Origin of the sequence: Bacillus sp. S/N-304-OC-R1, assembly GCF_019749375.1 — a bacterium.
GTDB lineage: Bacteria > Bacillota > Bacilli > Bacillales > Cytobacillaceae > Cytobacillus.
In genome coordinates, this window is the sequence record NZ_JACWFE010000003.1 from 99,142 (window position 1) to 120,516 (window position 21,375).

Sequence of the window (21,375 nt, forward strand, 5' to 3'; positions counted from 1 at the left end):
TGTGAAAGGCAATAAAATCTGCATTGTCGATGATGAGCCAAAAATTGTACGTTTTGTAGCAGCAAACTTAAAATCTATCGGTTATGAAGTAACTACTGTTAATTCGGGTGAGGAGCTATTTGATAAATTTGACCTTATTTCACCCGACCTTATTCTCCTAGACATTATGATGCCAGGTCACGATGGATTTTATGTTTTGGACAAGCTGCGGAAATTCTCAGATGTTCCAGTCATTATGCTAACAGCTAGAAGTAATCCAAAAGATAAGGTTCATGGATTAAATGTCGGTGCAGATGATTATTTAACAAAGCCCTTTTCATTGGATGAATTGTTTGCAAGGGTAAATGCGGTGCTGAGAAGAAGCCAATCTAATCATGCGGAGCCCGGTTTAGCGAAGACCCCTGTTATTCGTACTGGAGATTTAGCAATTGATCTTGGAAGCAAACGCTGCTGGATTAATAATGAGGAATTTAAGCTTACTCAAACGGAGTATTCTGTTATGGAAATTTTAGCATTAAATTTAGATAAAGTTGTCCAGCATGAAACTCTTTTATCTGAAGTATGGGGACCTCAATACAGAGATGACGTTGAATATTTACGAGTCGGCATTGCCAGAATTCGCCGGAAAATTAAAGAACATTTGCCTAATAAAGAAGAATATATTGTCACGTATCCAGGCCTTGGATACATGCTTCGAAGCGTACCAAAGGAATAAAAATATTAATCCCATATTGCCCTGATGCAATATGGGAATTTTTATGGATTTTAATCTTTTTGCAATGTTAAACCTCTCATTTTTATTCTACTGCAACGTCCAATATCTTATAGTTTGATTGTAATAATTTAATACTTTTAATTGCTGTTTAGCAACTAAAATACTCTTTAGGAGGAACACAAAATGGCAAAGGTTTTGGATCACAATGAACCGGCAGCAAAAAGCGGTGGAATTCCCTATTGGATCAAAATTGTAACCGTATTCTTTTTAGGTTGGGTTGCCCTATACGCTACCCGTACAATTCTGAACCCAATCATGGGCGACATTCAAAATGCATTTGGCTTAAGCAATTCACAGCTCGGTTTAATTATGAGTATCTTCTTCTTAGGTTATGCAGGACTTAACATCCCTTCAGGTATTTTAGGGGATAAAATAGGTAAGAAAAAAGTGCTAGTACCAGGGGTTATTCTATTCGGTATTTTTGCCGCAGTAACTGGTTTGATGCCGTCATTCTTCTTATTTATGTCTACTTGGTTATTAGTAGGTATTTTCCAAGGGTTCTTCTATGGACCATCTTACGGCCTATCATCTGAAGCGATACCTCCTAAGCACATTACAGTGGGTAGCGCTATTATCAATAGTGGTATGGCATTCGGAACTTCACTAGGTTACTATATTTCCAGTTATGCAGTTCATGAATATAATATGAGCTGGAGATCACCATTCTTCATCATTGCTGTTCCAGTTGTGCTAATTGGCTTCGCAATGTGGTGGGTAATTAAAGAGAAACCAAAATCAAAAGAGCAAAAAGCAACAGAAAATAATGGCGAAAAGCTTAAACTCTCTGTTTTATTTAAAAACAAAAACTTAATTGCAGCCTACATCACAATTTTCAGTGCCATTTATGCATTCTTCGTAGTAATCTCTTGGATTCCTTACTACTTAGAGCATGAACGCGGAATTACTGGTGGAAATGTTGCCTTCGTTTCATCCTTAGTTCCTTGGGCAGCCATTCCTGGATCTATTTTCTTCAGCTGGGTTGCAGACAGAATGGGTAAACGTAAGCCAGTACTATTAGTTATGCTTCCATTATCTATCATTGCCCTAGTATCAATCGTATTCTTCGATAGTATGACAGTACTTTATGTTGCCTTAATTGGTTACGGTATCTTTGGTAAGATCAGTACAAACCCTGTACTTGTTGCAGTTATCGCTGATAATGCTCCAAAAAATGCTTATAGTACATCTTTCGGTGTTTACAACTTTATCGGAATGTGCGGATCCATCTTGGCACCTTATATCACAGGATTCCTAACAGACGTTACAGGAAGCTTAAACACTGGATTCTATTTTGCTGGCGCATTACTTGTTATTGGTACAATTGCAGTAATGTTCATTGACGAAAACAACCGTCCGAACGTTGAAGGTGCAGCAAAATAAAAAGATTACCTGAAATATCTTGAAAGTCGCCGATATATCTTGAAAGTCGCCGATATATCTTGAAAGTCGCCGATATATCTTGAAAGTCGCCGATATATCTTGAAAGTCGCCGATATATCTTGAAAGTCGCCGATATATCTTGATGAAAAACCCCTAATTTCTAAAGAAATTAGGGGTTTTTCCATTTTCAACTAGGCTTATAAAAAATTGTTTTCCCTGATTTGACGACATAGACCCGATACAGTACTAACGCAATTAGGGATAAAATAGCACCTGAAATGTATGGAAGCCCTGCCTGGATAGAGAATAGCCAGCCTCCTAAAGGCGGACCGACAATTCTTCCTAAAGAATCAAAGGAGGATAGCAGCCCTGTTGAACTTCCATGCCCTGCCAGTGATTTCTTCGTAATCAGTGCAGAAACACTTGGGCGTATAACCCCATTCCCTACCCCAAATATAGTTAGAAATAGAGCTGCCGTTGCAAAATTATTAACGAGCAATATGCAGGCAAACCCAATAGATGAAATAATGATCCCGCCTTGAATAACATTTCCCTCTCCAAACTTCTTTGTAAGCCTTCCAATGAGACCACCCTGAACAATAGCACTGGCCAGTCCCATAATCATGAAAATATAGCCTAATTGAACACTTTCCAACCCTGCTCTTTTTGCGGCGAAATAAGCAAAGGTAGCTTCTAAGCCTGAAAGAGATAGTGACATGAACAGCTGTAAAAAAAATAGAATCGATAATGAACCTGTAAACGCAGTCCACATGGATGCTCTCTTCTGGGCTTGCTGATTTTTATGTTCACCCGTTAATGATTCCTTTAAGATAAGCAGAACAAATATAAAAGTTAACGCTGAGGTAGTACCTGCGATATAAAAAGGCAAGGTTAGACTCATTTTTGAAAATATCCCGCCGATCGCTGGGCCAAATATAAATCCTAATCCTGTTGCAGCACCGATGATGCCCATTCCTTTTCCCCGGTCTTCCTCACTCGTAATATCTGCAACATATGCCATAACGGTCGGCATATTAGCTGAGGATAGAATCCCCCCTACTATTCTTGCTGCAAATAACATCCAAAGCTGTGTTGCAAAGGCTGTTATGAAAAACGATAAGGATAAGCCGGCAATTCCAATTGCAATGACCGGTTTCCTGCCGATTCGGTCTGAAATCTTCCCCCACATCGGTGCAAAGAGTAGCTGCATTAATGAATAAACAGCCATTAGCCAGCCTAGTTCTGCAGGGCTTGCCCCAATTTGTTCTGCATAAAACGGCAGAACTGGGATAATAATGCCGAAGCCCACCATGACTAGAAACATGACTAGGAATAATACAGGTAGTGCTTTTTTAGTTTCCAATTAAAATCTGTCCTCTCAGAATGTCTTTTTCTCATTTATATTGTATTATTTCATGGTATTATTTTCTATCCTAATACATTGTATACCAGGTTTCAATTTTGCAATAAGGGAATGTCTTTAAGATAGGAAAATAATCAAATTTACAATTGCCAAAAAAAGAGAAATGTACATATAAAAAACAGCATGTTCTTGTAATTGCAACTAGCGAAATCCCAATAATTGTATAATATTAATATATTTTTAAGAAAATGATGAAAATACACAATTATCATAATAATGAGATCGTTTATGTCAATATTCTTAAATCTTTACTATTCTACAATAAGAATCTTTTAATGATGAAATACCTATTTTTTTGTCGAATTATGTATACGCTTTCTTTCTTTTATGGTATATTTATAAAAAATTCACAACATATAGACAATCGGAAAAGGGAGAGTGGTTTGAAAATGAAGAAAATTAGTATTATTAGTTTATTCCTAGTACTAAGCCTCTTATTAGCTGCATGCGGAACAAGCAAAACAGATGAAAAAGCTGGTGGCAGTAAAGCTGAAGATTCAAAAGTATATAAAGTTGGAGTTGATACAACTTATCCTCCTTTTGAATACGAGGAAAATGGCACGTATAAGGGAATTGATATCGAACTAATCAATGCGATCGCAGAAAACCAGGGATTCAAAATTGAACTTAGCCCAATGGACTTTGGCGGCATCATTCCTGCTATGCAAGCTAATCAGCTTGACATCGCAATTGCTGGAATGAGCATTACAGATGAAAGAAAGAAAATTGTTGATTTCTCTGAGCCTTACTTTGATGCTGGTATTACTTTAGTAGTTAAAAAAGATAATAGCGAAATTACAACTGTAGACGATTTAAAAGGCAAAACGATAGCAGTGAAAAAAGGAACTTCAGGCGCTAACTTCGCCCAAGCCAATGCAGATAGCAAAGGATTTAAGGTTGTTCAATTCAATGACAGCCCAGCGATGTTCCAAGAAGTATCAAATGGAAATGCTGACGCGCTTATCGAAGATTACCCTGTTATCGCTTATGCAATTGCCCAAAAAGACCTAGGATTAAAAATTGTCGGTGACCGTTTAAATGGAGACCAATACGGTATTTCTGTTCTAAAGGGCAAAAACCAAGAGCTATTAGACAAGATTAATAAAGGCCTTGCTGAGCTTAAGGAAAATGGAAAATACGATGAAATTTTAAAAACTTACCTTGGTGAGCAATAATTTTTCGATAATAGAAGTATAAAAGCGCGCATTCGTGCGCGCTTTCTTATTGAAAGGAGATGACTTAAAGATGGAGACGATTTTATCTGTCTTGCCCTATTTAATGAGAGGATTGCAAGTAACCATATATATATTTTGCATTGCTATCATTTTAGGCTTCTTGCTTGGACTTGTTGTTGCCCTACTAAGACTTTCCCCACTTAAAATTCTAAATTGGATCGCTAAAATTTTCGTAGATGCTATTCGGGGAACACCTTTTATTGTTCAACTATTCTTTATATACTTTGGACTAAATACTTTAGGCTTTATTTCATTAAATAATACAACAGCTGGTATTATCACGGTTGCGATCAATGCAGGGGCATATTTTTCCGAAATTATCCGTGCGGGAATCCAATCTATCGATAAAGGACAAACAGAAGCTGCGAGATCCATTGGCTTTACCGGTCCACAAACAATGCGTTATATTGTACTTCCTCAAGCCTTTAGAAGAATGCTTCCTACAATTACAAATCAATCCATTATTAGCTTAAAGGACACTTCTCTGCTTTCGATCATCGGAATTGCTGACCTGACACAGCAAGGTCAAATACAATCCGCAGCAACATTTGAGGCATTTAATATCTGGCTTGCCGTTGGTATCATTTATTTTATTATTATTTATTTAATTTCCTTGCTTGCTAGCTTCCTAGAAAGGAGATTTCAATTACGATGAGTATTATTCAAGTTAAAAATTTAAAAAAATCTTTTGGTCAACTAGAAGTACTAAAAGATATTAATGCAGAAATTAAAGAAAAAGAAGTTGTCTGTGTAATTGGACCGTCTGGTTCTGGAAAAAGTACCTTTTTACGATGCATGAATCGTTTAGAGGAAATTACAGGCGGACAGGTTATCATAAATGGTCATGATATTACAGATACTAAAATTAATATCAACAAGGTAAGACAAGAAGTGGGAATGGTTTTTCAGCAATTCAACTTATTCCCCCACAAAACGGTCGTAGAAAACATTACGCTTGGGCCAATAAAGATTCTTGGAATGGAAAAAGATGCAGCACAGAAAATTGCACTAGAGCTTCTAGATAAAGTTGGCCTTAAGGAAAAGGCTAACAGCTTCCCAGGAGAATTATCAGGCGGTCAGAAGCAGCGAGTTGCCATTGCCAGAGCTTTAGCAATGAATCCAAAAATCATGCTATTTGACGAACCTACTTCAGCACTAGATCCTGAAATGGTCGGTGATGTATTAGAGGTTATGAAGCAGCTTGCTCAAGAAGGGATGACCATGGTAGTTGTTACACATGAAATGGGATTCGCCCGAGAAGTTGGCGATCGAGTCATTTTCATGGATGGCGGTTACATTGTAGAGGAAAATGAGCCAAATGAGATATTTGGAAACCCTCAGCACGAACGGACAAAAGCATTCTTAAGTAAAGTTTTATAATTCATGATAACGAATACTTTAGCAGCCTCTCACTATTAGAGGCTGTTAAATTTATGCTAAAACAAGTACTTCAAACTTTGATTTGAGCAAAATACTGTCTCACCGATCAATACCAACCGTTCTCTACATTTATCCAATTTTAAAAACTCACCGCCTTTTTCTTCTACATAAAAAATCAAAAATCACATATATATTGTTTGCAAGACTTAAAGTCCTTTTGGTAAAGTTTAGGATGATTATTACTTCAAGAGGTGCCTTTTTCAATGAATAAGTTCTGGCCTGAAAAATTTAAAAATGTCATCACTCATCCATTTACCTTGATCATGCTTATTCTTTTTCTAAAAATTACAGCCTTTCAAATTGTCATTTTTAATAACAAATCCATTCTTCATGTTTTGTTCATCGAGTTCCCTCTGTGGGCACTCTGTTTATCTGTACTTATTTTCCTTACAAAAAAACGGAAATGGCTATCGATTTGGCTTTATAATCTTGGACTTTCTACTCTCTTTATTGTGGTCGTTTTTTACACAAGATACTTTTCAACAATTCCTTCCTACTACGATGTGAAACAAGTATACCAATCAAACTCAGTCAAAGGTACGGTAGCTCTGCTCGGAACACCATATGATTTCTTATTTTTCGCAGATGTTGTATTTGTGCTTCCTTTCATTTGGTACTTCTCAAAATCCGATCCACGAAGTGGTTTTGCAGTCACTAAAAAGTGGGCAATTAGCTTTAGCTGTGCGGGATTAGTCACTACAGTTCTGGCTTTTTTCTACCCTTTAGTCGACGTATCCTATTTCGCTAAAAAACATGGATACATTCAATCCCAATTTGTGCAAATGTATGAACGGGGATATGGCAGGGCCTTCGCACAGAATGAACAATTAACTGATGAGGATTTAGCAAAATTAAAAGGCAATATGTATACCCCTTTCTCTGAACACCGCACATTTGGCATTGCGAAGGATCGCCAAGTATTTGTTATTCAAGTAGAATCCTTACAGGAGTTTACTATTAATCAAACGATTGCAGGACAGGAAATTACGCCAAATTTAAATGCCCTTTTAAAGGATAGCGCATATTTCAGTAATGTGTACCAACAAATTGGTGCTGGCAATACATCAGATGCTGAATGGCTCATGCATACGTCCCTCTATCCTGAAGGAATGGACCCAACAGTCAATGTCATAGATGGCAGCGAAATTCCTTCTCTTGTTAAAACCTTGAAAATGCATGGTTATGGAACTGCTACCTACCATGCCGATGATATTACTTATTGGAGCCGCGACAAGTTGTACCCGGCACTCGGGTTTGACTATATGTATACAAGCAATGAAATTCCTAAAGAAAAGGAAGTTGGATTCGGTCCAGCTGATGAAATCCTATTTAGCTTTGTCGAGAAACAGCTGCCAATGCAACTGGATAAACATCAAAAAATGTATTCAAATATTATCACCTTAACAAGCCACACTCCTTTTGAAATGCCAGTTGACATGGAATTACTTAATTTGCCTGAGGAATATGATGGAACTTACGTCGGGAACTATTTACAATCGGTTCGTTATACAGATGAGCAAATAGGGAAATTTATAAATAAGCTTAAAGAACTTGGGATTTATGAGAATTCTCTTATATTAATTTATGGCGACCATTCAGGTTTACACGGAGCTCCTGTTACGGATAAGGATCAAGAGATTTTAAAGGAAATACTTGGACATAGTTATAACTTACATGACCGTTTTACTGTGCCTGTTTTCTTCGTTGCACATGATATTTTCATGGGGGAAAAATACTCAAGACTTGGTGGTCAAATTGATTTAATGCCCACACTGTTAAACCTGCTTGGAATTGAACATGATGCCCAAATGATCGGGCATAATCTATTTCAATATAAAAATAACCTGCTCGGAATGCGATATTATATGCCTGGTGGTTCTTTTATTAGCAATGAACTGCTCTATACAGCACCAAGCGCAAAACATCCCGCTTCCTTGTATAACCGAACAACAATGAAAAAAACAAAGGATACTAAAGAGCTTCAAAAAAAGATTAATAATACATTACTTATTCTGCAATACTCTGACTATATACGGAAAGATGCGGCAAAATAATAATACAAACTAGGACCAAATTGATTTGGTCCTAGTTTCATTTCAGATAATTGTTGCAACATTTTGCGATATTCGTCATAATGTATATATGAGTATATATTCATATAATGAAATAGGGGGGGTAAAGATGGGACATCACCACGGTCATTCACATGGGCATAACCATTCTCATGGAAACATTGAAAATAAAAAAGCCTTATTTCTATCTTTTCTTTTAATCTCAACGTTTATGGTTGTTGAAGTGGTTGGCGGAATCATGACAAACAGCTTAGCTCTTCTATCTGATGCCGGTCATATGCTGAGTGATGCAGTGGCATTAGGTTTAAGCCTATTTGCCATTAAACTTGGGGAAAGAAAAGCTTCAGCCTCTAAAACATATGGCTATAAAAGATTTGAAATTATAGCTGCTGCATTAAATGGTATCACGTTGATTCTTATTTCTATTTATATTTTTTTCGAAGCCTATCACAGGTTTTTCAATCCCCCTGAGGTTCTCAGTGGAGGAATGCTGATTATTTCAACGCTTGGATTACTTATCAATATTGTAGCAGCCTGGATTCTCATGCGAGGGAATAAAGAAGAGAACTTAAATATCAGAAGTGCTTTCTTGCATGTAATTGGAGACATGCTCGGTTCAGTTGGCGCCATTATTGCAGCATTGCTAATGATGGTCTTTGGATGGGGCATTGCCGATCCGATCGCCAGTGTCCTTGTAGCAATTCTGATAATTGTAAGCGGCTGGAGAGTAACAAAAGATTCTCTGCACATTCTTATGGAGGGAACTCCTGCTCATCTTCAGATAGAGCAAGTGAAATCGGCTCTGACAAACATCCCGCATGTCAAGGAAGTGCACGATATTCATATATGGTCCATAACATCTGGAATGCCAATGCTAAGCTGTCATATCGGCATTGATGAAGATGGAGTCCATGACATTATCCTCCATCATGCACAATCCATTCTCCATGATGATTTCGGAATTGAGCATAGTACAATCCAAGTAGAAAAACGAGAATTTGGCTGCCCTAATCATCATGGAAGCTGCAACTAAACTTGACGAGGGGACGGGGCTGTCTTCCTCCTACGATAATAAATTTATACATGCCAATGGACAGCCTTTTTACGGGCTGTCCTATTTATCTTGGCTAATGTATTAATGATGGTTCGCGTGTTCAATCGTTTGTTTGAGAATACCCATGACATGATCATCATCACAAGAATAAAAAAGTGAAGTTCCTTCTCGTCTAAACTTGACCAAACGTAAATTTTTCAGAAATCGAAGCTGATGTGAAACAGTTGATTGAAGTAACGAGAGTTTTTCGGCGATATCATTGACTGAATGCTCGCCTTCAAACAATAAATGAAGGATCCGAATCCGGGTCGGATCAGACAGCGCTTTGAACGTTTGAGACACAATAAAGAGAGTTTCCTCATCAAGTTCCTTAGATTTAGAGAACTGACCTTCCTGCTCCAAAAATATCATCCTCTCATAGCAATGGGCTCCTTCGTCCCGCTTTTTAGTTTATTTGGACGATGAAACCGTCCCCTTGTCCTGTACATATTGGAATTGTGCAACATCACTATGCAGTTGAAGTGACTTTGGAATAATTAAATATACTGCTAATTGACCGTCCCCATTAATATCATTAATTGGATTTTGGCCGGTAAATTGATTGATTGTGAATTCTTTTCTCACAACAGAAATATTAATCTTTTGATGATCAGGATAAGTTATTTTTAGTGTATCATCATTCATATGGAAGTTTACAGGCTTTATGTGTTGAGAGAAATCAAAGCCGCTTACAATTATGCCATCTGTATATACGCGCGCTTCAATCTTCCCATCATCAATGTCTTTTCGTTCAACATAAATAATTTTATCATATCCAGTGATTCCAATATTAAGTAAGTTTTGATTGAAGTCATAAGACTCAGCCTTTAGTAATTGCCTGCTTGCAAGCTCATTTGTCCTTCCTTCATATAAGATAGTATGAAATTGGCTTACTCTATCCCAACTATCATTCTTATTTTCAATTTTCTCCCCGTTAATAACATTGACTTTTGTTACTAACATAATATAAAGCCCCGAAAGCAGCAGTACTCCTACATAAATGATTAACAGCCAATGTGTCACTTTGACCGTAAAAAGCTTTCTCTTTAAATTCATTATTGAAAACATTGAAACAAAAATAAAGAAAGCAGCAATCAGAAGTAAGGTTAACAATATACTCATCTCCTAACCTCCATCCGATTTAATATGCCAATCGAGGCAATGAAAAATAAGAAAGCCGTTAGAACAACTTTGAAAAAAAACAATCCGAAAGACGGCTCCACAAGGTAAAACTCGTAAACATACACAAGGTACGGCTCACTATTTATTACAGCACTAATAAATAACATTCCAATGAGGACAGCAGGAATCACTATCACAAATAACTTACTAAATTGTACAAGTGCCCCAACAAAATAACCAATTGCACTCAAACAGAACAAATAGAGAACTGTTGCTCCAACGCCAATCAGGAAATCAAATGATGTGACTGGCAAGGTGAAATAATGTTCATGAAAAAAAATATACCTTACAGCTAAAAGCAGACCTCTTGCTAATATCGCGGTAACGCCGCCAACTATGCTGGCTGTTAACAAAAAGAGGATATTGGCAAGACTGCTGCTTAAGCGATTTGTTACAAACACGAAATCAAAATTCCGATTAGGCTTCGTTGTGATCGTTATACCTGTTACGAAAGCCCAAATCATCGTAAAGGCAATAACCACATCGCTTGAGAAATAACTTATGCTTAAAACCATTCGATCTGACGAGGAAACATACGAATTAGCTCCCCCCATTGAAAATAGCATCGCTAATAGTTGAATCCCTACTAAAGCGCTGAATGAATCAATATTTGCTTTTAACTTGAATAAAAATTGGCTTTTCACTACATCGGGTAAATTAGCGGTTGTGAAAGACATCATCAATTCCTCCTTTCGTTTCGCTTGTTACATAAACACATAAATCGCTAGGAGAAACAGATGTTATCTCTACACCTGCTCGTTTTGCATTTTGCAGCTCAAGCTCAATAAAATCATTTTTTACAACAGCATATAACGTGTTTTCGCCAATCCATTTTTCATATACAATCTTTCGTTCCGCAATTAATTCTAGAATAGCAGTCGATGAGCCTTTTAAGCCAATGCCCCATTCCTTTAACTCGTCCATTGGCATATGCATATGAATGTGTCCATCTTTAATAAGAAGAACGTCTTCTAATAAGTCTTCTATTTCTTCTAGATGATGACTCGAAATAATGATTGTTCGCGGATGGGCAAGATAATCCTTAAGCAGCGCACGATAAAAATCCGTTCTTACGGCTGCATCCATTCCTGTAGTCGGTTCATCAAATATCGTTAAAGGAGCACGGGAAGCTATGCCTATAATGGCATTAAACGTACTTACCTTTCCCTTCGAAAGACGGTGATGATAGTTTTTAAGATCAAATGAAAAATAATCGGCTAATCGCTTCGCTAAGTCTTTATCCCAATTAGGATAAAATCTGCCTCCCTCATCTAATAATTCATAGAGCTGCAGCGCGGGAGGAAAACTCATCTGATCATCTATAAATATAGAATTCGTGGAAACATTCAAACTGTTAAAGGGCTTTTCCGAGAATACTTTTATTTCTCCGGAAGTCTCGTTAATAAATCCTGAAATGATCTTCAGTAAGGTTGTTTTCCCAACACCATTCCGACCAATTAATCCAGTGATTTTATTTTCCTCCAACGTAAATGAAAGATTATTTAATACTGTTTTCCGGAAATAGGTTTTCGTTAAGTTCTTGCATTCTATAATCTTCATAACTGCCCCTCCCCTGATTGTTCGGCCTTTATCATTTCGATCAATTCTGTTTCACTAAGCTGCAATCTCTTAGCTTCTAAAACAACTTCCTGAACTAGCCTTTTCAAAGTTTGATTTTTTCGTTTATTTAATATGATTTCTTTGGCATTTGCTGTGACAAACATACCAAGGCCTCTCTTTTTGTATAGAATCTGTTCATCTACAAGAAGGCTTAGCCCCTTTGCCGCTGTTGCTGGATTTATCGTATACATATCCGCTAATTGATATTGCGAATACACTTTATCATCACTTTGGAAGTGGCCGTTTATTATCTCATTCTCGATCCATTCTGCAATTTGAATATAAATAGGTTTTGTACCTTCTGTATTAAGAATTGTCACCGCCCCCTCCAACATAGTGCATTACTGTTGTAATGTACTATATAATAAATTGGAAAATAAATCAAGCGACATATTGTCAGTACCGTTTCCCAATTATAGCGGAACAAGAGAATCGTCCCTTGCCCTTTCCTCTTGCTTCCATTTAATTTTTCTGATAATATAAATTTCTTATCACTCATGCTCCAAAAGTACTTCCCCATTGCGGCTGAAAATGAAATGGGAGGAAGAAAGAATGTCATCTCAACAACACCCCGATTTTGAAAAAGAAATTCAACGTTTAGATTTTACTAAGAAGTATATGGATGTCGTAATAAAGACAGCTGAAACAAGTAAGGATCAGTTTCAAGAAAACATGAAGGAAGCCTTTCAGGATGCTGATTGGCTGGAATCAAGCTTAGGCTATGCTTCTCTATTAACAAATGCTAGATTCTTCGAAATGTCCCGTGACGAATTAAAAAGTTTAAAAAACGCTAGGAACAAGCCTTATTTTGCCCGAATTGATTTTCTGTTGCAGGATTTGAAGGACGAAGAAATCCTTTATATCGGGAAGACGTCTCTCTACTCAAGGGAAAATAAGGAGCAAATTATTGTGGACTGGAGATCGCCGATTGCCAATCTCTATTATGAGGGCCTGCTGGGAGAGGTTCATTATGACTCTTACGATGAAGGCTTTAATGGATACCTTTCATTAAAACGCCAATTTATGATTGAGGATGGCGAACTTCAGGAAATTCGTGACATTGATTTAACAACAACTGACGAACTGCTTCAAGAATCACTTTCCAAAAGCTCAAGCAACCGCCTCACAGATATTATTTCAACCATTCAAGAAGAACAAAATCGAATTATTCGTGCTGATTTAAATAAACCTATTATTGTCCAAGGAGCTGCCGGAAGTGGAAAAACAACCATTGCCCTCCACCGGATCAGTTACTTTATTTATCAGTACAAAGAAAACTTCGCACCTGAACAGCTTATGATCCTTGCACCGAGCCGTTTATTCATTGACTACATATCTGAAGCACTCCCAGAGCTCGGAGTTGAAAGAGTACGTCAGACGACACTTCAAGAATATGTGCAATTTTGTCTCGGGAAAAAACTTAATATTGTCAATGATAATAAATTAGTCCGCCTGCTAGAAGAGCCTGAGAGCAAGGGTTGCCAACTGTCAGCTTGGGTATCATCGATAAAGGGTTCTCCAGTCTTTCATGTCATTCTATCCAACTATTTATTAAGCATTTACAGAACCTTTTTTCCAACAGAAGATTTTATGGTTGATAAATATCGTCTATTTAGCCATAAAAAATTCATTCATCTTTTTAAAACGGATTATAACTACCTGCCTCTCTACAAGAGACTTGATAAGCTAAAAGCCATTCTTCAAAATGATGTAGCAAAAAAGAAGAAAGAGATGATAGGCAAAATAGAAACCTTTTACGATGAACGAATCGAAAGGGCTCTTTATCATGGAAAGGATCCGGAGAGAAGGAGACAATATGTTTCTGATGCACTAGATAAAAAGGCAAAGCGCCTCGATGAAATAAAAAAAGCCATCCGAAATGCTGTTCCATCTTATATGAAACAATTTCCGAAAAAAACACTTCTACAATATTTTCATGAGCTATTTGAGGATCCTTCACTTCTCTGCCAATGGGCAGAAGGCGGGTTAACTGAGCAGGAAGCAACATCTTTGTGCCAGTACAGCCAAAGCTTATTCATGAAAAAGAAATATGAAAGAGAAGACCTTTCACTCCTGCTTTATTTACAGGTGTATCTTTATGGCATTCCTAAAGAATATAAAGCAAAGAATATAGTCATTGATGAGGCACAGGATTACAGCTTTATGGAGCTTCTATCTTTAAAGAAGGCATTGGATACAGATATGTTTACGCTTGTTGGCGATCTAGCACAAGGAATCCACTCCTATAGAGGGCTAACGAATTGGGATGCAGTTCTAACGGACATCTTTCCGCGTGCCATCTATACAGAGTTACAAAAGAGCTATAGAACAACAGTTGAGATTATGGAGCAGGCGAATGAACTGTTAAAGCTTCTTCCCTACTCATTTCCAAAAGTAGAACCTGTTGTTCGCCATGGAGAAAATCCGGTCTTTATTAAAAGAAAAGAAGGAAAAGAGCTTATTCAACAAATTGAAGATCATGTGGCTGACCTAAAACAAGAAAAATATAAAACTTTTGCGGTCATTGGAAAGACAATGAAAGATTGCAAACTTCTTCATTCCCTTTTCGAGAAGCATTCCAATGAGCCTGTGACGTTGCTCGCGGAACAAGCGAAAATCCCAAAAGATGAGATTGTCATTGTCCCCTCCTTTCTCGCAAAGGGTTTAGAGTTTGATGCCGTCATCATCATTTCGCTTGAAGAGTCTTTTTCTCCTCAGTCTGAGCTGGACATTAAGCTTCTGTATGTGGCCATGACAAGACCTTTGCATCGCTTATATTTCTATGGATTAAGTGATGGCGATTTTATTATTATTTAGGAGTTTAGCGATGATAAGGACTTCCCCAATTAATCGGGAGGTCCTTATTTAATAGGATTTTGAATAAGTGGAAACTGATGTTTGTTAAGTTTCTCACTCTTCCCAAAACAGCTCATCCAATGTTTTATTTAAAGCCTTACAAATGGATATACATAAATTCAAACTAGGGTTATATTTCCCTTTTTCAATCAGACCTATCGTTTGCCTGGACACCCCAACAATATTGGCTAATTCCTCCTGCGACAAATCCTTTTCTATTCTGGCTACCTTTAATTTCAAATTCTTCATATCGTCCTCACTCTTCATCATCCTCTAAGTCTTTTGCGGCTACTTTTTTACTGGCAAACTTGGCAGCAGAAAAAGGCCCAACAATAACAATTAGAAAAAACGGAACATACATCATGAGAGAAACGAAGAAGACTAGCACAAAAGTAAAAATCGTATTCCCATAACCATCACCATACACAATTGCACTGCGTACTCCAAAGAATAGACTCATCAATAATCCAAATCCAAGACCAAAATATACATTTTTAGAGCTCATTGGAATTTTGCAATTGCGGTCATGAATTTCAACTTCGTCTGAAAAAATGCCTAACCTGGTCGCTCGGACTGTGTAATAAATACCGCTAATTAATAAGATGATAAATTCTGTGATGCTTTGCTCCGGTTCCAAGTTAAAAATATACATTTTGACAACAATGGATAGAAAACAAATCCCCATAATAAGCAAATATATTTCTCTATAAATTTTGTTCTGCATATTTAAAACCCGTTCATCTACTGCCTTTTTTCTTTTTTGAAACCAATTCATTTTATTCTCCCCCTTAACAGAATCCTAATTAATACCAGTATACAATATACTAAACAAAATGCAATATATATATTACATAAAGTAATCAAAATCTTACACATCTAAAAATAAAAAAGAACCTGTTCTCAAAAACAGATTCTTAGAATCCTTTAGAAAAACTCCATATGACCCTTTTCATGCCTATAGTAATCCAATCGGTCTTGCAGAGTTCCTGTATATAAGTATTTTTCAAAATATTTAAATGTAAAATCTTCGTCACATATAAGTCTTATTTTTTCTATCCAGTCTTTTTCTTCAGTTGGTTCCATGAACTCAGTTTTAAGAATATCAAATAAAGTGTTTGACTTATATAATCCCTCTACTTCAAATTTACTCCTAATCATATCTCTAGCAGCATAAGCATAAATGTAGTTATGAGTATAAACAGGATAAAGAAGATACATCATATCTGTCGCAGGATGAATTGCCTCTGCTTTAATATCATATATTTCTTCAAATACACTATTTGCCAACGCTTGTAAATCTTGATTTGGATTTTCATATATTTTTTGTTCTAGTATACTTTGATAGAAATATAGTTTAGTTAAAGTTAATGAAAATAGATGTTCAGAGGCTTTAATTTTTTCAATTATTTTTGAATCAACTTCAAGAAAATCTTCAAGCCATTCTCTTTGTGATGCAATGGTCATAAATATTTCAGCCATAATCTCATGGCCAATAATATTCTTAAATCGGAATAATTCGGGTGCCCTTCTAGAGGAGAAATACTCATATATAGCATGTCCCATTTCGTGTAGACCTACTGAAAATCCCGAAAACCCGTTCCTTTTTTTAACCATTATCCGAATGTCATCATAAGAAATGGCACTCATTAATCCACCAAAAGGTATATCATATAAATCAAAGGAGATAGGAAGATGCTCCGGTTCTAATCCAAAATGACGACAAGTAAAGTGATAGGCATCAATAATTTTCTCACCTAGAAAAAGCGACTCTGGAATGTCAAAATAATTCAGAGCTGTATATAGAACATCAGAATATTCTGATTTATCCCATCCAAACTTATCTCTAAACTGGTTTTCCCATTCCGCAGATATATTCTCGACCCCTTTAATTAATTTACTTCCTTGAGCAAAATACTCTTGAAAACTCAAATTATATATTCCATTAAATAAATAAGAATGATAATTATCAAATCCCTCCTCTTTTGCAAGTTGGTTTCTAACTTCTATTAATTTCTTGAATTCAGATGACAATTCTTCTCCAAAAATATTTGCCTCTTTTAATAATGCTTTTCTTAATATTCTGTCGGGATTGTTCATAAAATGGGTTTGAACTTTTGCCATAGGAATTTCTTCCGAGTTGAAAACAATTAATTTATTCATGATTTTTTCTTGAAGTGCTTGTTTAATTTTTACAACTCTGAAGTCACTTTCAATTCGAGATTCCATTACTTTTTTCATTAATACCGATAATCTTCTTTTCCAAAATACATCTGAAACCTTCTTTTCCCAATATTCCAAATGGGAAAGAAACCGACTATCCATAAACAATTGATTATGTTCATTTTGTATTTCTTCCAATCGAAGTGAATTATCCATTCCTTTTAGCTCATTAAATTCTATCTCAGCAAGCTCCCTAAAACTGTTATCTAATTTATGAATTTCTTTTTCATATGCTTTTTTCCATTCTTCCTCGTCTTGAATGAGAATTAGTGTATCTAAGTCAAATATACTATTCATTTTTTACCTCCATTAGTTAAAAATAGGAAAGACATAAATATATTAACATTCCTGCCGATAAAACTCGATTGACTTTTCTAGATCTAAAACAGTAAATGGAAAATAATTTAAACCCTTACAACCAAGAAATCATCAATCTCTTATTTCTTAATTATTCATTGCCATTATGATACTATTATAATTAGAAAATTATAAATTCAGAAAAAAATAATAGTTCGGAGGGAAAGTTATGTATAAGAACATTTTAAGACACCCGGGTCCAACCCCTATTCCTAAAAAAGTTCAACTTGCAATGGCTGAGGACATTATTAGCCATCGCAGCGAAGAGTTTGTGGAGCTGTACCGAAACACAACAAATCGTGTAAAGCAAATATTCGGTACTGAGCAGGAAATTCTTTTACTTCCGTCGGGCGGTACTGCCGCTTTGGAGGCTGCTGCTGTAAATACAGTATCACCTGGCGAAGAGGTAGTCGTTATTACAGTTGGTGCATTTGGGGACTATTTCGTATCCATTTGTGAGAAATATGGTTTTCATGTACATAAACTTGAAAAAGAATGGGGTCAAGCCTGCACAGAGGAAGAGCTGGCTGAATTCTTAAAGCCTTTAAAAAATGTAAAGGCGGTTTTTGCCACTTATAACGAAACTTCTACTGGTATTCTTAATCCAGTTGAAAAACTGGCAAATGCTGTTCACACACATTCAGATGCGCTTTTTATTGTCGATGGAGTAAGCTGTATTGGCGGAGCACCGGCAGAAATGGATAAATGGGGCATTGACATTTTAGTAACTGGCTCACAAAAATCCATGATGCTGCCGCCTGGACTGGCACTTGTTAGTGTTAGCGATAGAGCTTGGAAGGCAATTGAAAATAATAACACACCTTCATACTACTTAAATTTATTAAGCTACCGCGATTGGGCAGCAAAAGGCATGACCCCTAACACGCCTGCAGTTACACTTATTTATGGCTTAGCTGCGGTCTGTGACCTGATTGAGGAAGAAGGTTTTGCACAAACTGTTGCCCGACATGAACTGATGAAGAATATGGTTCGTGAAGCGATGAAGGCACTAAATATTGGCTTATTAACAAGCGATGAATATGCCTCCCCAACGATTACGGCTATATGCACTCCAGAAGGAATTGATCTTGGACAATTTATGAAACACCTGAAGGAAAAATACCATTTAGACTTTGCAGGCGGCCTAGGTCACCTACAGGGGAAGATTTTCCGTTTTGGCCATATGGGCTATTGTTTCCCTAGTGATGTTCTTCAAGCCATTTCCTTAATGGAAGCTGCTCTACAAGATTTCTCATACTCCTTTGAATTAGGAGCAGGAGTGAAAGCAGCTCAAGAGGTTTTTCTAGCTGCTCATCGTAAATAATAAATAGAAAAAGTCTGTTCCACAATGAACAGACTTTTTATTTAGACAGGGCTCTTTTCCAAGGATATTTCATACTCAAGAATATCCATAATTTGATAATTAAATTCTTCTTTAATCTTTAGATACTCTCCCCAATCTGTTGTCTTCGTATAGAAGTTCAGAAAGATTTCCTGTCCACTGTCTTTATATTGATCAAAGTTTACAAGGATAGTATCTTGGTGAATGTCTTCATTATTTTTCAAATAACCTTCAATTTCCTCTATTACTCTTTTAATCTTCTCTTTAGAAGAATCTTGAGGAAGCTTGAAATTAAAGCTAATTTGCCGTTTTCCCGCTTTGCTCCAATTCATAATTGCTTCATTTGCCAGAGTAGCGTTTGGAACCGTAACAAGCGCTTGCGCAAAAGTTCGAACCTTCGTGCTTCGAAAGCTAATATCCTCGACTATCCCCTCAACACTCGATGTCTTAATCCAATCCCCTATCGAAAAAGGCTTCTCTGTAATAATGATGATTCCGCCAAATAAATTGCCAATTGCATCTTTTGCTGCTAAGGCGAACGCTAACCCGCCTAAACCAAGACCCGCCACAAAGCCATTGACATCGTAATGAAACTCCTGAGCAATCACACTTATACTGATAGCCACGATGACAAACTGCAAAGCCTTTGATAAAAAAGGAATAAGAATCTCATCAAATTCAATATTATATTTCGAAGATGCATTTAATTTCTTCAAAAACAATGAAGAGGAAGATGCAAGATTAAGCAAACCCCAAGTAATAATTAAAATTATAGATGATCTAATTATTCTTAAAAATAATTGATTTTGATGATCCCAAAAAGGAAAGTGCTGTGCTGAAAAATAAATCCCGATTATGATAAACAGCCATTGTGCTGGTTTTTCATAGGCTATGAAAATTTGAGATAAAAATTCACCAGGAGCAATCTTTCCAATCTTTACTAATAGAGCAAATATATCTTTCACAAAAATTTTTCTAAAAAGGAGGAACAGCAAAAAAATCCCAATACCAATCCCTATTTCCTTTAGATTTTCATATGATGTTAGCATTTCCCAAAGCATACTTCTACTAGTCCTCCCTATACGAAAGATGACGGCAATCGAAGTCAGTATATTTATTAAATAATTTTTCATCAGCTGAAAAACTATTTTCCTATAATATCAGAAACAATAATTATTAAAAAGTGCGAAGGGTCCTATGCTCGCCTCCAATTATTACCTCAATAAAATATATTTTGTTAAAACAATTACTTTTCTTAATCAAAAAAATCATTTTTTTCCATCAATAGTTTTTTTAAAAAGATCAAAAATATATTTGAGGGAATTTAAATAAAAGGAGGTTTTTCAAGTGATAAAAAAGACGATCGGTCTTTTCCTAACATTTATCCTCACGTTAGGACTAGTTGCTTGCAGTAAAAATTTAAGCACTGAAAATGATCATATGAACAAAAAAGGCAATAACAACAATAACAACAATAACAACAATCATAAGCTCTCTAGCATGGAAACAACGATGTCTAGTGATAATTACCCTCACACAAAAGCGGTATTAGTCCAAGAGGCGAGATTTCAGTTTGTTCCTTTAAATCCTGGTGAAGATGGGAAATTTAATGAGCCGCAGGCTCAACTATACTATGGCCAAGCACCTATTCAGCAGCAAGGTCAACCTAATCCAACAGCAGATTATCAGCAAGCACCAGACATGGAGCTAAATCAAGCAGCACTGCCTAAGCAAGCTCCTAACTGGCAACAAAATCAGGCAGCACAACCTAAGCAAGCTCCTGACTGGCAACAAAATCAGACAACACCGTCTAAGCAAGCTCCTGACTGGCAACAAAATCAGGCAGCACCGTCTAAGCAAGCTCCTAACTGGCAACAAAATCAGGCAGCACAACCTAAGCAAGCTCAACCAAGTCAGCAAAATGTAACTGGCAAGACAGGTAATCAGCAACAAGGTCAAAAACAAGCAGCACAAGGAATAAGTAAGATTGCTCAGCAAGTGATTGATTTAACGAATGCTCAACGCAGACAAAATGGTTTGCCTGATTTAAAAGCAGATGCTCAATTATGCGGAGTAGCTCAAAAGAAATCAGAAGACATGCAGCAAAAACATTACTTCTCACATACAAGCCCTACTTATGGTTCACCGTTCGATATGATGAGAGATTTTGGTGTGACTTACAAAAGTGCAGGTGAAAATATCGCACAAGGACAACCTACACCTCAGGAAGTGGTCCAAGCTTGGATGAATAGTGAAGGTCACAGAAAGAACATCTTAAGTAATAATTTTACCAACATCGGCATCGGTTATGATCAAAACGGCAATTATTGGACCCAAATGTTCATTGGAAAGTAGATAATTGGAATTCTTTAGTTTAAAA

At 36.6% G+C, this 21,375-nt stretch carries 20 protein-coding genes; 10 read left to right on the top strand and 10 right to left on the bottom strand.

Annotation, left to right across the window (positions count from 1 at the left end; all coding sequences use genetic code 11):
• Position 1 precedes the first annotated feature (1 nt).
• Together H0173_RS22515 and H0173_RS04750 are read left to right on the top strand one after the other, a co-directional pair.
• A complete protein-coding gene (locus H0173_RS22515) occupies positions 2-715 on the top strand; it encodes a response regulator transcription factor (protein WP_221845141.1) in 714 nt (237 codons plus the stop codon).
• Positions 716-898: 183 nt separating this feature from the next.
• Entirely contained in the window at positions 899-2,155 is a 1,257-nt protein-coding gene (locus H0173_RS04750) for an MFS transporter (protein ID WP_221845142.1), read from the top strand.
• Between the two features lie 187 nt (positions 2,156-2,342).
• Here the strand turns inward: H0173_RS04750 and H0173_RS04755 are convergent, their stop codons facing one another.
• The gene (locus H0173_RS04755; RefSeq protein WP_221845144.1) at positions 2,343-3,518 is read right to left on the bottom strand and encodes an MFS transporter; all 1,176 of its coding nucleotides are present in this window, start codon (positions 3,516-3,518) and stop codon (positions 2,343-2,345) included.
• Between the two features lie 449 nt (positions 3,519-3,967).
• Between H0173_RS04755 and H0173_RS04760 the strand changes: the two genes are divergently transcribed.
• From H0173_RS04760 to H0173_RS04780, 5 genes are all read left to right on the top strand, one after another.
• Complete coding sequence (locus H0173_RS04760; RefSeq protein ID WP_221845147.1) at positions 3,968-4,753, top strand: transporter substrate-binding domain-containing protein; 786 nt, start codon at positions 3,968-3,970, stop codon at positions 4,751-4,753.
• A gap of 70 nt (positions 4,754-4,823) precedes the next feature.
• The gene (locus H0173_RS04765) at positions 4,824-5,468 is read left to right on the top strand and encodes an amino acid ABC transporter permease (RefSeq protein WP_221845154.1); all 645 of its coding nucleotides are present in this window, start codon (positions 4,824-4,826) and stop codon (positions 5,466-5,468) included.
• Positions 5,465-6,193 (top strand): amino acid ABC transporter ATP-binding protein, encoded by a 729-nt coding sequence (locus tag H0173_RS04770; RefSeq protein ID WP_260631028.1) that lies wholly within the window; start codon positions 5,465-5,467, stop codon positions 6,191-6,193. The genes H0173_RS04765 and H0173_RS04770 overlap by 4 nt, the downstream gene beginning before the upstream one ends.
• A 263-nt stretch (positions 6,194-6,456) precedes the next feature.
• Positions 6,457-8,307 (top strand): LTA synthase family protein, encoded by a 1,851-nt coding sequence (locus H0173_RS04775; RefSeq protein ID WP_221845156.1) that lies wholly within the window; start codon positions 6,457-6,459, stop codon positions 8,305-8,307.
• A 127-nt stretch (positions 8,308-8,434) separates the two neighbouring features.
• Positions 8,435-9,358: a cation diffusion facilitator family transporter gene (locus tag H0173_RS04780; protein ID WP_221845158.1), complete on the top strand. Its 924-nt coding sequence runs from the start codon at positions 8,435-8,437 to the stop codon at positions 9,356-9,358.
• A 102-nt stretch (positions 9,359-9,460) separates the two neighbouring features.
• Here the strand turns inward: H0173_RS04780 and H0173_RS04785 are convergent, their stop codons facing one another.
• The 5 genes from H0173_RS04785 to H0173_RS04805 are packed head-to-tail and all read right to left on the bottom strand — an operon-like array spanning position 9,461 to position 12,540.
• Positions 9,461-9,781, bottom strand: a complete 321-nt coding sequence (locus H0173_RS04785) for an ArsR/SmtB family transcription factor (protein ID WP_260631029.1) — start codon at positions 9,779-9,781, stop codon at positions 9,461-9,463.
• Positions 9,782-9,829: 48 nt separating this feature from the next.
• The gene (locus tag H0173_RS04790; RefSeq protein WP_221845162.1) at positions 9,830-10,540 is read right to left on the bottom strand and encodes a hypothetical protein; all 711 of its coding nucleotides are present in this window, start codon (positions 10,538-10,540) and stop codon (positions 9,830-9,832) included.
• The gene (locus H0173_RS04795; RefSeq protein ID WP_221845164.1) at positions 10,537-11,277 is read right to left on the bottom strand and encodes a hypothetical protein; all 741 of its coding nucleotides are present in this window, start codon (positions 11,275-11,277) and stop codon (positions 10,537-10,539) included. The genes H0173_RS04790 and H0173_RS04795 overlap by 4 nt, the downstream gene beginning before the upstream one ends.
• On the bottom strand, positions 11,258-12,160 hold the full coding sequence (locus H0173_RS04800; RefSeq protein ID WP_221845166.1) for an ATP-binding cassette domain-containing protein: 903 nt from the start codon (positions 12,158-12,160) through the stop codon (positions 11,258-11,260). The genes H0173_RS04795 and H0173_RS04800 overlap by 20 nt, the downstream gene beginning before the upstream one ends.
• Positions 12,157-12,540, bottom strand: a complete 384-nt coding sequence (locus tag H0173_RS04805; RefSeq protein WP_313770605.1) for a GntR family transcriptional regulator — start codon at positions 12,538-12,540, stop codon at positions 12,157-12,159. Before H0173_RS04805 ends, H0173_RS04800 begins: the two co-directional genes overlap by 4 nt.
• 232 nt (positions 12,541-12,772) lie before the next feature.
• Here H0173_RS04805 and helD point away from each other — a divergent pair, with 232 nt between their 5' ends.
• Positions 12,773-15,037 carry an RNA polymerase recycling motor HelD gene (helD, locus tag H0173_RS04810; protein ID WP_221845174.1) on the top strand — a complete coding sequence of 755 codons (2,265 nt, stop codon included), beginning with the start codon at positions 12,773-12,775 and terminating at the stop codon, positions 15,035-15,037.
• Between the two features lie 93 nt (positions 15,038-15,130).
• Here helD and H0173_RS04815 read toward each other — a convergent pair whose 3' ends face one another.
• The 3 genes from H0173_RS04815 to H0173_RS04825 form a co-directional block, all read right to left on the bottom strand.
• Positions 15,131-15,325 carry a helix-turn-helix transcriptional regulator gene (locus tag H0173_RS04815; RefSeq protein ID WP_221845176.1) on the bottom strand — a complete coding sequence of 65 codons (195 nt, stop codon included), beginning with the start codon at positions 15,323-15,325 and terminating at the stop codon, positions 15,131-15,133.
• 7 nt (positions 15,326-15,332) lie between these two features.
• Complete coding sequence (locus H0173_RS04820; RefSeq protein WP_221845177.1) at positions 15,333-15,851, bottom strand: DUF6773 family protein; 519 nt, start codon at positions 15,849-15,851, stop codon at positions 15,333-15,335.
• Positions 15,852-16,000: 149 nt separating this feature from the next.
• Positions 16,001-17,593 carry a gluzincin family metallopeptidase gene (locus H0173_RS04825; RefSeq protein ID WP_221845179.1) on the bottom strand — a complete coding sequence of 531 codons (1,593 nt, stop codon included), beginning with the start codon at positions 17,591-17,593 and terminating at the stop codon, positions 16,001-16,003.
• A 229-nt stretch (positions 17,594-17,822) separates the two neighbouring features.
• On the opposite strand from H0173_RS04825, the gene H0173_RS04830 reads away from it, so the two are divergent.
• Complete coding sequence (locus H0173_RS04830; protein WP_221845181.1) at positions 17,823-18,977, top strand: pyridoxal-phosphate-dependent aminotransferase family protein; 1,155 nt, start codon at positions 17,823-17,825, stop codon at positions 18,975-18,977.
• 41 nt (positions 18,978-19,018) lie between these two features.
• On the opposite strand, the gene H0173_RS04835 is transcribed toward H0173_RS04830, so the two are convergent.
• Positions 19,019-20,056 carry a mechanosensitive ion channel family protein gene (locus tag H0173_RS04835; protein WP_221845183.1) on the bottom strand — a complete coding sequence of 346 codons (1,038 nt, stop codon included), beginning with the start codon at positions 20,054-20,056 and terminating at the stop codon, positions 19,019-19,021.
• 286 nt (positions 20,057-20,342) lie between these two features.
• Between H0173_RS04835 and H0173_RS04840 the strand changes: the two genes are divergently transcribed.
• Complete coding sequence (locus tag H0173_RS04840) at positions 20,343-21,350, top strand: CAP domain-containing protein (protein ID WP_313770606.1); 1,008 nt, start codon at positions 20,343-20,345, stop codon at positions 21,348-21,350.
• Positions 21,351-21,375 lie beyond the last annotated feature (25 nt).